This is a genomic window from Streptomyces albospinus (assembly GCF_014648695.1).
Lineage (GTDB): Bacteria > Actinomycetota > Actinomycetes > Streptomycetales > Streptomycetaceae > Streptomyces > Streptomyces albospinus.
In genome coordinates this window covers 280,341-290,922 of the sequence record NZ_BMRP01000005.1, presented here as the reverse complement: position 1 = coordinate 290,922, position 10,582 = coordinate 280,341, and the positions used below count along the sequence as shown (strand labels likewise).

12 protein-coding genes and 1 pseudogene are annotated in these 10,582 nt (G+C 71.2%); 10 read left to right on the top strand and 3 right to left on the bottom strand.

All coding sequences use genetic code 11. The features are described 5' to 3' along the window. Positions 1-383 precede the first annotated feature (383 nt). Positions 384-1,187 (bottom strand): TIGR03936 family radical SAM-associated protein, encoded by an 804-nt coding sequence (locus tag IEZ17_RS10630; protein WP_189298819.1) that lies wholly within the window; start codon positions 1,185-1,187, stop codon positions 384-386. A 242-nt stretch (positions 1,188-1,429) separates the two neighbouring features. Beyond that, a complete protein-coding gene (locus IEZ17_RS10625) occupies positions 1,430-1,978 on the bottom strand; it encodes a GNAT family N-acetyltransferase (protein ID WP_189298818.1) in 549 nt (182 codons plus the stop codon). A gap of 170 nt (positions 1,979-2,148) precedes the next feature. On the opposite strand from IEZ17_RS10625, the gene IEZ17_RS10620 reads away from it, so the two are divergent. The 7 genes and pseudogenes from IEZ17_RS10620 (at position 2,149) to IEZ17_RS42235 (ending at position 8,014) form a co-directional block, all read left to right on the top strand. After that, positions 2,149-2,421, top strand: a complete 273-nt coding sequence (locus IEZ17_RS10620; protein WP_189298817.1) for a hypothetical protein — start codon at positions 2,149-2,151, stop codon at positions 2,419-2,421. 329 nt (positions 2,422-2,750) lie between these two features. Further along, positions 2,751-3,101: pseudogene (locus tag IEZ17_RS42240) on the top strand (response regulator); the annotation flags it as partial. Next, entirely contained in the window at positions 3,086-3,943 is an 858-nt protein-coding gene (locus tag IEZ17_RS10615; protein WP_268249814.1) for a HAMP domain-containing sensor histidine kinase, read from the top strand. The pseudogene IEZ17_RS42240 and the gene IEZ17_RS10615, both read left to right, overlap by 16 nt. Before the next feature lie 221 nt (positions 3,944-4,164). Then, positions 4,165-5,160, top strand: coding sequence for an esterase/lipase family protein (locus tag IEZ17_RS10610; RefSeq protein ID WP_308427625.1), 996 nt, complete (start codon positions 4,165-4,167; stop codon positions 5,158-5,160). Between the two features lie 378 nt (positions 5,161-5,538). Continuing rightward, positions 5,539-6,420, top strand: a complete 882-nt coding sequence (locus IEZ17_RS10605; RefSeq protein WP_189298815.1) for an SCO4651 family lipoprotein — start codon at positions 5,539-5,541, stop codon at positions 6,418-6,420. 403 nt (positions 6,421-6,823) lie between these two features. Further along, the gene (locus IEZ17_RS10600; protein WP_189298813.1) at positions 6,824-7,783 is read left to right on the top strand and encodes an alpha/beta hydrolase; all 960 of its coding nucleotides are present in this window, start codon (positions 6,824-6,826) and stop codon (positions 7,781-7,783) included. A gap of 102 nt (positions 7,784-7,885) precedes the next feature. Continuing rightward, entirely contained in the window at positions 7,886-8,014 is a 129-nt protein-coding gene (locus IEZ17_RS42235) for a hypothetical protein (protein ID WP_308427624.1), read from the top strand. Positions 8,015-8,297: 283 nt separating this feature from the next. Here the strand turns inward: IEZ17_RS42235 and IEZ17_RS10595 are convergent, their stop codons facing one another. Next, positions 8,298-8,831 (bottom strand): CPCC family cysteine-rich protein, encoded by a 534-nt coding sequence (locus IEZ17_RS10595; protein WP_229852127.1) that lies wholly within the window; start codon positions 8,829-8,831, stop codon positions 8,298-8,300. 385 nt (positions 8,832-9,216) lie between these two features. On the opposite strand from IEZ17_RS10595, the gene IEZ17_RS10585 reads away from it, so the two are divergent. The 3 genes from IEZ17_RS10585 to IEZ17_RS10575 all read left to right on the top strand — a co-directional run bounded on the left by IEZ17_RS10585 (position 9,217) and on the right by IEZ17_RS10575 (position 10,359). Then, positions 9,217-9,450, top strand: a complete 234-nt coding sequence (locus IEZ17_RS10585) for a DUF8825 domain-containing protein (protein ID WP_189298811.1) — start codon at positions 9,217-9,219, stop codon at positions 9,448-9,450. Further along, complete coding sequence (locus IEZ17_RS10580; RefSeq protein ID WP_189298809.1) at positions 9,447-9,659, top strand: LexA family protein; 213 nt, start codon at positions 9,447-9,449, stop codon at positions 9,657-9,659. The genes IEZ17_RS10585 and IEZ17_RS10580 overlap by 4 nt, the downstream gene beginning before the upstream one ends. Before the next feature lie 292 nt (positions 9,660-9,951). Next, positions 9,952-10,359 carry a DUF3592 domain-containing protein gene (locus IEZ17_RS10575; protein ID WP_189298807.1) on the top strand — a complete coding sequence of 136 codons (408 nt, stop codon included), beginning with the start codon at positions 9,952-9,954 and terminating at the stop codon, positions 10,357-10,359. Positions 10,360-10,582: the final 223 nt, after the last annotated feature.

Genomic DNA, 10,582 nt, shown 5'->3' with positions numbered 1-10,582 from the left:
TGCTCACGACCGTGGCCTCGGCGGCGGCACCGGTCGGCGGACCGGCCGGGCGCGACGCGGCGCGGCGCCGGCGGCGCGGCGGCAGCGTGTCGCTGGGCGAGTGATTGTCTTCGGCACCACGGTCCGCGGACGGCGTGGCTGCGTTGGGCTCAATAGATTCGAGCATGCGGGCGGTTCTCCCGTCACGCTCCCGGGCGCCGCGCCTGATTCCGGCCGCGGTCCGCGTGATGAGCGCGGTTCCGCTGTCCGGGGCGCGGGCGCCGCACGGGAGCTGTCGTCTCGCTCGCCGGGCCCGTTGGCCGGGTACCGGCGAAAGTCTCCTGGTCAGTGCGTCTGCCGGACCGGGGTGGCTCCCTGGCTGATCGGCGACGCGACGACGCGTCCTACGCAGTACCTTCCCCGGAAATCGCCGGAGAGGCCCCACTCGGCGCCTTCGCGACACTCAGCCCGGCGGCCGTGGATGGGGCGGCCGTGGCAGCGTCGCGGTCGGGCGCTAGCGGGTCGGTCACCGCGCCGGTCTCCTCATCGAGCAGCCCCTGCGCCAGCCTGGTCACCGCTGCGGGGACCGGCGGCGCCAGGTCGGCCGCAGCTCGGAGGCCGGACAGGACGTCGTCGGGTCGAACGGCAGGTGTCAGATGCCGAACAACCAGCCGCAGTATCGCACAGGCATTGCCGTCGGGCCTATCGCCCTCGGCCGCCGCTGCCTCCAGGCGCGCCACCGCGCCCCGCGCATCGAAGGACCGCATGCCGTTTTTGGTACGGCGCTCGACCTGTACTTCCCCTGCGGCGAGGAACGCCTCCACGGCGCGCCCGGCCTCTTCGGCGGCGACGCCGTCGAGCCGGATCTCCCACACCGACGCCTGCAACCGGTCGGCGAGGCCGCTGGTGTGCGCCTCCACGGCGTCGATCACGTCGAGGCCGCCCGGCAGGGACTCGTCGAGCAGTTCGCGCAGCTTCTCCGGGTCACGGCGCGCGGTGAGCTGGATCTCCAGATACTCGGCCTCGCTGCTGGTCCCCGTGGGGGCGGCGTTGGCGTACGACACCTTGGGGTGCGGGGTGAAGCCCGCCGAATAGGCCATGGGGACCTCGGCGCGGCGCAACGCCCGCTCGAAAGCGCGCTGGAAGTCGCGGTGGCTGGTGAACCGGAGGCGGCCGCGCTTGGTGTAGCGCAGTCGGATGCGCTGCACCGCCGGTGCGGGCGGCGGGCCTTCGGGCTGTCGCTTGCCCAGTGTTACTTCTCCTTGGTGTAAGGGCGCGGCTGGCGGCGCCCGGTCCGGATCGCCCCCGCGTGGGCGAGGGCACTTCGCGCCGGACATCTTTACCTAGAGTACGTGCCCGGACGCCGCCCAGTTCCCGCCGGGGCGGCCGGACCTCGTCCCGCCCGTGCGCCCGGCCCGGCAAAATCCACCGGACGAGTGCGTCGCCCCGGTCAGCCGCGCGGACCCTCGCCGTGGATCCAGAACCGCAGCTTCTCCGCCCGCCGGTCCTCGAAGACCCCACCGCACTCCTCGATCACCCGGCGCGAGGCGCCGTTGGTGTCGTCGCAGGTCAGCAGCACCGGATCGATGCCCAGCTCCCGGTGGGCGTACGGCAGCGCCGCGCGCAGCATCGCGGTGGCATGCCCCTGACGGCGGCCGGTGGGGCGTACCGCGTAGCCGATGTGGCCGCCGTAGTCGAGCAGGGACGCGGTGAGCCGGTGCCGGACGGTGAGCCGCCCCAGGAAGGTGTCGCCGTCCACCCACCACAGGGTGGTCACGGGGACCGTGCCGTCGGCCCGTTCGTCCGGGGAGGTGCCGGCGACCAGCTCGACATACGCGGCGAATCCCTCGGCGGACGGCCAGCGGGTGCGCCAGGTCCGCAGCTCGCGGCCCAGGCCGGAGTGGCGGGATCGGTCCACGCCCTCGGCGCGGAACTCGTCCATGGCGCCGAGGAAGGAGGCGTGGACGCGGACGGTGGGGGTGATCAACTGCGGCGGCATGCGCCTCATTGTGCGGGAGCACCCGGAACACGCCGCGGCCCGGCCCGGCACCGGGCGGAGGCCGGGCCCGCGACAGGCCTCCCGCTCCGGGGGCTGGACCGTTCGGCCCTATCGGCTACGAGTCCCGCGTTGAACGCTGGGGAGCACTCTTCACTGCCAGGAGGCGCGTCATGTCGACTTCCACCGGCGCCAGGCGTGGGAGCCTCCGGCGCCGGGCTCTGGTCACCGCCCTCGTCACACCCCTGGTCCTGACGTCGGCCGGCGCGATATCGCAGTCCGCGAGCGCGTCGACCACCCCGAAGACGGTCACGGCCGTCACCGCGCACCACAGCGTTCCGGCGTATGAATGCTCCACGCTCAAGAACTGGCTGGACCACCACCCGGCGAATACGCCGGAGTGGCGGAAGGTCTCCCTGATGTGGGTGAACAAGGGATGCCCCTGACGTGGTGGGAGCAGTGCCTCTGAGGAGGTGCCGGCCTGCGTGACAACGCCTCAGCCGCCCGCTCGGACGCGGATCGGCCCCGGAGCCCCACTCGGTCTCGCCGCAGATGACGGAAGCCGGGGCACCGGGAACACGCGTCGGCCCGGCCCCGCACGAGGCAGGCGGCGTGGTCCGTGATGCCCTTGGCGGCGAGCACCCATGTGTCCATGACTGTCCTTTCCGTCCCGGCACGTCGAACGACGGACCGGTCGCGGCCCGTGGAGCACCGCGACGCGAGGGACGCTGGGGATGCCACATGAACGGACCATGAAGCCTTACCTCCCCCGGAGTTGGGGGCACGCACGGACAGCCTGGCCGGCACGCACTGCCTGGTCGTCGATGACGAGACCCGTCTCACGGACCTCGTCGTCCGCTACCTCGCCGAGTCCGGCCACACCGCCGAAGGCCGCTACGACGGCCCCTCCGGCCTTGCCGCCGCCCGTGACCCCCGCCTCGACGCCGTGACCCTGCACGTGATGCTGCCGGGCGTGGACGGGGTCGAGGTGTGCCGGACACTGCGCGACGAGAGCATCGACGTGCCCGTGATCCTGCTCACCGCACGCGGCTCGATCAGCGAACGTGTGGCAGGGCTGGACGCCGGCGCCGACGACTACCTGGTCAAGCCCTGCGCCCCGTCGAGCGCTACCGCGGCGGCGCGGCCACCCTCGCCGACGGCGCCCAGAACCTGCGCCTGGACGTGCCCGCCGACCGCGACGACGAGATCACCCGCCTCGGTCACACCCTCAACCGCATGCTCGACCGGCTGGCCGCCTCGGCCGCCCGCGAGCGCCGGTTCATCGCCGACGCCAGCCACGAGCTGCGCACCCCGTTGTCCCTGCTGCGGGCCGAACCGGACGTCGCCCTGCACCGCCCCCGCTCCGCCGAGGAACTCACCCGGACCCTGCGCTCCGTCGACTCCGAGGTCCAGCGCCTGATCGATCTCTCCCACGCGCTGCTGGACCTGGAGGAACTCGGCAGCACCGACCACCTCACCCGCGCCCCCGTCCACCTCGCCGCGCTCCTGAACACCGCCGTCGCTCCCCACCTGCACACAGCGGAACACGCCGGACGTGCCCTCACAGTCGAGGCGCCGCCCGCCCATGCCGACGTCGACACCCGCCGGCTACGGCCCGCCATCAGCAATCTCGTCGACAACGCCCTGCGTCACGGGCGCGGCCCGGTCACCGTTACGGCCACCCTCCGCGGCGGCAGGCTGCGGCTGCGCGTGACCGACGAAGGCCCCGGCTTCCCACCGGAGTTCCTGCCCCGGGCGTTCGATCGCTTCGCCCGCGCCGAAGCAAGCCGCACCAGCGAAGGATCCGGCCTCGGCCTCGCCTTCGTGCACGCGGTGGCCACCGCGCACGGCGGCACCACGTACGCCGAGAACACCGGGCACGGAACCACCGTCACCCTCGAACTGCCCACGGCGCGACGGCTCCCCCGGCGGGGCCGTGGCCGTCCATGGGGTCGTTTGGATCAGTGAGCCACTTTCGTCCTGTCCCGCAGGGGTGAAATGGGCTGGTCGGCGGCGGTCGTGACGCGGCTCGTCCGTCCGACCCACGTCCTTCCCCCTCCACCTGATGTGCTGAGCGCGCGAGCGCCGGGCGGGTGAACACAGCGCGCCGTGCGCGAACGCAGCGCGGTGACTGTCGAAGCTGGAGCCGCTCAGGCCCTGACGCCTCGTCACCGGGAGGTGCGCCACTGATGCGCCGATTCCTCAAGGTCGCAGTTGCCGCGCTGACCATGACGGTCTGCCCGGCCGCGTCGGTTTTCGCCGCTTCCGCCGTGCCCCCCGCACCGAGGCATGGTGCCGCCGCGACCCCGCCGGCCCGGTCGACCACCCCACTCGGCACACTTGGAGCAGTCAACTTCGCACTCCCCGTGCTCGCCTCGGTGCCGGACCCCGACCGCTCCCCGGCCGGGACCAACGACTTCACCTGCCGGCCCTCCGCCGTCCACCCCCGCCCGGTGGTCCTGGTGCACGGCACCTTCGAGAACGCCTTCAGCAACTGGAGCGGGCTTGCCCCCGTGTTGAAACACGCCGGCTATTGCGTGTTCGCCCTCAACTACGGCGAGACCACACCCCACGCCCTGCTGAAGGGGGCCGGCCCGGTTCCCGACTCGGCCGAGCAGTTGGCCGCCTTTGTCGACAAGGTGCTGGCCGCCACGGGGGCGTGGAAGGTCGACCTCGTGGGCCACTCCCAGGGCGGCGGGCTGATGCCCGAGTGGTACCTGCGCTTCAACGGCGGCGCCGCGAAGGTGCACCGGCTGGTGGGCATCAACCCCAGCAACCACGGCACCACCATTGACGGCCTGGCCCCCGTCGTCAATGCGGTACTGGCCGTGGTGGGACACGCCGGCAAGCCACTCGGCCTGGACGTCCCCGCCGCCGAGGACCAGACGGTCGGGTCCGCGGTGCTCCGGCATCTGTACACCGAGGGTGACACCGAGCCCCATGTCACCTACACCACCATCATCACCAAGACCGACACCGTAGTGACCCCGTACACCAACCAGTTCCTCACCGCCGGGCCCGGTGCCACCGTCCACAACATCCTGCTTCAGGACGTATGCCCACTGGACCTCACCAATCACCTGAGCGACGCGTACGACCCGAACGTGCACCAGCTGGTACTGAACGCTCTCGACCCCGCCCACGCCGCGCCGGTGCGCTGTGCGCTCAGGCCGATTCCGCTGTAACCCCGATTCTTCGGCGACAGCACAGGAGAGTTCACGGCACTCCGCACGGAAATGCGGCAGGCAGCAGCCACCGCTCGCCGACCACCAACGGTCTGCTTCCCAGCCCGTTGGCGGCCGACCGGCACCCGACGACCAGTGAGCGTTGTTCATCCCGGAGGTGCCGGTCCTGGGGCGGGTGTGGGTGGTGGGACGGAATCTCGTGCTGGTCGGGGGCGGCTGTCCGGCATCGAGACCGTCCGTCAGCGGGTGATCCCGGTGTTGGCCGGTACGGACAGGGACGCAGGAGCGTGGTGGATCTCCGATGCGGGAGCGCGCAAAGTCTGCCACCATCAGCCCAGTTGAGACGCCGATCGACCCAACACGCCGGGGGAACTGCTCATGCGTACCACGTGGCGTACAGCCACCGCCGCCACGCTCTCGGCCCTGCTGGTGGCCGGCCTGTCGGCCTGCGGCGGATCTTCGGACGGCGGGTCCTCGGGCGGAGATTCTCCGGCGCCGGAGAAGAAGGCCGCCGACCTGGACCCCAAGGGCGCGCTGGAGGCAGCGGCCACCGCCATGACCCGGGCGGGCAGCGCCAGTATGGCCACATCGAGCGTCGCTCCCCCCGCGGGCGGCGGCAGCGGGTCGTCCTCCGGGCAGGGCGGCAGCGGGTCGTACACCTGGAAGTCGCCCGAGGCGTTCCAGATGTCCATGAACAACGGCAGCCGGGCGGAGATCACCCTGTACGTCGACGGGACGATGTACTTCGGCGGCGACAAGATCTCCGCCCACGGCAACGGGAAGAAGTGGCTGACGTACGACTCCACCACCTCCCCGACCATGAAGAAGACGGACCTCTCGGTGCCGAGCCCGGCCGCCATGACCGAGATGCGCGAGTTCTACAACCCGGTCGCCCAGCTCACCGCCAACGCGAAGGCGGGCCGCCTCACCAAGGTGGGCAACGAGACGGTCGGCGGCGCGAAGACGGTCCACATCCAGAGCTTCATCCAGACCGATGCCTGGGCCGCCGCCGTGCCCGGTCTGCCCGCCGCCCGGCAGAAAGATGTGTCCGGGGCCATGCACCAGAAGTCGGCCACCTACGACTTCTGGATCGACGAGCAGAACCGCCTGGTCCAGGTCCGCGTGAGCGACCCCGGCCTCCCCTACAAGCCCGGGATCCAGACCACCTACTCCGCCTACGGCGCCGCGCCCGAGATCGCCACCCCGCCGGCGAGCGAGGTGCTGGGCGCGGCGGAGCTGTCCAAGAACCTGCGGCACTGACCGACGACGACGGAGCCTCCGCGTCGGCCGTCCCACCCGCGTCCTCCCCTGAGCCCCCTGTTCATCCGCCGACTCTCCACCAGGCTGCCACGCAGGTCAGCTCAACCGCGGACGGCGCCAACCGGTAGACGCAGAACGGCATGCAGGCAGCACTGCTGTTGCCGGCCTGCTGCCGCTGTTCCGGATCGTCGTGCGCGCCCGTGGCACACAGCGCAACCGCGCCGCGGAGCAGTGCCCTCGGACGTGGCGCTGCGGGTCGTCCCCGCGGTCGCCGGGGTCAGGCCCGGCCCGGCGGACATCGGCGCCTTGACCGCATGAACGCGGACATCTTCACGGGCTTGTACCCATGCGGCGGCCAACCACGGCCGCACGCACGAAACCGAATGGTGAAAGGCCGACAGACATGACCACAGGTACGGGCAGCGTCACCGAGCAACCCTCGGCAGACCCCGTCGACCGCGCGGTGTCGCGGCGGCGCCTGCTGCGGCTCGGGGCCGGCGTCGCGGGCGGCGGTGCCCTGCTCGGGGCCGCCTCCGCGGGCGGAATGCTCGCCGGCTGGTTGCCCGGTGGGGTGAAGCTGAAGAAGCTGCTGGGGCTGACCGGGACGGACGGCACGGTGCCGGACGTGGCGCCAGGGGCGGTGCACGTCGAGCAGGTGCGCTCGGCGGCGCGGAGCCGGGTGGTGACGATGGTGACCATGCTGCCGCCCGGCACCGCGGCGAGCACGAAGCTGCCGGTCTGCGTGATGCTGCACGGGCGCGGGAACCACGCGCAGGGCATGGTGACGCTGGGGACGCCGCAGTTCCTGGCGGCTGCGGTCAAGGGCGGCATCCCGCCGTTCGCCGTCGTCGCGCTGGACGGCGGGGACGCCACCTACTGGCACCAGCGCTCCCCCGGCGACGGCGACGACCCGCAGGCGATGCTCCGCGAGGAACTCCCCGGCTGGCTGCACGCCCGCCAACTGCCCACGCCGCGCGCCGCGATGGGGATCTCCATGGGCGGCTCGGGCGCCCTTCAGTACGCCATCGGGCGCACGCGGACCGGCCGCAACCTGGACGCCGTGGCGCTCCTCAGCCCGGGCGTCTTCCGCACCTGGGCGGACGCCCGCGTCACCGGCGGGTACGCCGACGAAGCGGACTGGCAGGCCCACGAGCCGACGCTCCGCCTCGACCGGATGCGGGCCGGTGCCCTCGGCGTGTGGTGCGGCCAGGAGGACCCGTTCTGCCCGGCCGCCCGCGAGGTCGCGCGGCAGGCGCGAGCGCGCGAGGCGCGGTTCCCCGACGGGGAGCACACGGAAGGCTTCTGGCGGCGGGTGATGCCCGACGCGATGTCGCTGTTGGGGCACACGCTCGCCACCGCTTGAGAAGAGACCGCCGCGCGACGACGCACAGCGCCTCCGCGATCGCCGCCACCAGGTCAGGGCCGGCAGGCCTGTGCCCTGTCCAGCATCGAGACGCTACGCGCCATGGGGGTGCACGTCCCGTGCGGCGAAGGCGGGTTCGTACCCGACGAGCCGGGCAAGGGCCGGCCGGATGCCTGTCCATGGCATCTCGCTCTGGACGCCGCCGAGCGGGCGGCGGACGCCCGGTCCTGACGGTCCACGAACCAGGGGATCACCCACCACGGCCTGACGTGGATCAAGCAGCCGCGCAGGCACTCTCAGCCATCGGTCGGCGCCATTCCAGTGGGGCATGCCCCGCCCCAGCTCTCCCCGGATGGGTCACTTAGCTCGACCCCCGTCCCACCGATTCCGCAGCACCCCGAGGCCACGCACCCCGCCGAGACGAGACTGCCGCCGGGCCCAATGCCGCCGCGCCGCATCGCGGTTGGCGCAGACATGGAGCAGTAGCGCCGCCGACTTGTCGTTTCGATCGCCCTCAGCTCATCAGCTCGGGCGCGAAGTAGTCACGCAGGCGAGCGATCTTCCCGTCGCGGATGCGGAAGATCTGTACCAGCGAGACGGTCACGTCACCCCCGTCCCCGTCCCCGTCCCCGTCGAAGACGACGTCGATCTCGACGATGAAGACGTCGGGGTCGGAGGTGGTGTGCAGCACGTATGCGGACTTCTCAGGGTTCGGCGCGCGGTCGTCCTTCGCCTGTTGCTCGTAGTACGCCGCCATCGCGCTACGGATCTCCTCGCGACCCACCAGCCTCCTGGGGAAGGTGGCGCCGGCAGCCATGAGCGGCGCCTCGAAGACACCGTCCGCGGTGAAGTTCTCGGCGAGGGCGTCGGCGTTGCGGGTCATGGTGCCGGCGTAGACATAACTCGCGCCGAAACGCTGGTAGTTGCGTTGCGCGTCCACCAGGCACACCGCGTTGGCACCGAAGCTCCATGGCCACCGCAGCTGGACCAGGCCGTCCTCCCAGAAGCACACGGAGCAGATGTCGTACGACCACATCTCGCCGAACATCTGGTGTCCACAGCAGGGGCAGGGCAACCAGCCCTCGGGGGGGGCGGCGCGATGGTGCTCTCGAAGGCCGCCAACGATGCCCCGGCCGCTACTGCTGCCTCCAGCGCGTCCAGCTCAGCCAGCTCAGCCCGTATCTGCCCATCTACGTCACTCACGGACGTAAGCCCACGAAACAGTCCATCCGGCAGATCGGCAGTCAGCGCACCTGTGGCCAGCCGAGGTGTTCTCACAGCGCGCCAACCACGAAGCCCACACGGCCGACTCAAGCACGCACAGGGCCAGATACAACGCTCACCGGTCAACCACAGCGCCCAGCCACAACAGCTCACCATGTCACCCGTGTGAGTGCTGCATCATAAATCGAACATGTGATGCAATCTGGCGCGTGGCCAACTACGACATCCCCGAGCGCCTGATCCAGGCCCAGACCGCCTGGTACTCCGTCTACCAACAGCTCGCCGACGCCGACAACGCCTCCGAGACAACGGTTCTCCGACGCCGGCTCCAACGGCTATCCGTCCAGATCACGACCGATCCCTACTGGACCACCATCCCCGGCCGCGCCCCGGCTGCCCGGATGGCACTGAAGCAGATGGCCTGGCAGGACGAGGGACGATGACCAGCGAGTGGAGCGAAGCGCGGGCCCGAGTGGAGCGCGCCCTGCGGGAGTTGACCGCGGAGACCGGACGTCCACCGACGGTGCGCGAGATCGCAGCCGCAGTCGGCCGGTCCGTGTCCACAGTCGCCTACCATCTGCGCGCCTTGGAGCAGCTCGGCATAGTCAGCCACACCCCGCACCACAGCCGCTCCTATCGTCTGGCCCGCTAGCCGGCTCCTCCACCACCAGGGCGTGTCCGACGGGTCAGCGAACCTGTCGTGCCTGGTCAGTCGACTGCACTGACTCGTTGACCGGCTCGACCCGGCGAAGGCTCATCAGGGGCAGCAGTCGCGTGCCCGACGGCGAAGGCGGCTACCGGCTCTTCGTGGGCCCCGCCACCACCGCGCAAGCCCGAGGAGCCGGTGTACCCGCGCACCTTCGTGAACCATCGGGCCGGGTGCCGCGTCATCCTGGTGCACGGCCCGTGCCGGGTGGAGCCGGGCGAGGGAGAGCAGGCGACAGGTGACGACAGGTGAAGTGATCGGTTCCGTGCCGGCCGTGTCGGCGGGCCTGCTATGCCTGTGGGGCGGCGTGCGGGAGGCACGGCTGCAAGTGCGGCTGCGTCGGTACGGCGTACACACCGAGGGGGTGGTGGTGGACCAGTTTCTGGCGCCGTCGGACGATTTTGACGTGACGCCTGTCATCGAGTTCACCGACCGGCAGGGCCGACCCGTCAGGTTCACGCCCGTGGCCACGGGGAAGCGGTTCGGGATAGACCTTGGAACCCGTGTGCCGGTCGTCTATCCACCCGAACACCCCGAGAAGGCAAGGGTGTTCGTCCGGAAGCACCTCCGACCTACGTTCATCAGCCTGCTCACCGGAAGCGTGATCTTCCTCGGCGCCGCGGTGTGGATCGCGCTCACCAGCTGAGCTTGTTCTCCTTCCTCGTTCTCACCAACGGATCCACAGCCGGATCGCGGCGACGCCGACCGCGCCGTGAAAGACGAACGCCCCGGCCCGAAGGCCCCTCAGACCCACTCAACCTCTGAGTGGACGTTCGAGGGGCCTCCCTGTGTCGGCAGAGGTGTTCTGGGCACCTCTGCCGACGCGACGGACCGCCGACGCTCCGAGACGACACCGAGCGCGCTCAGCA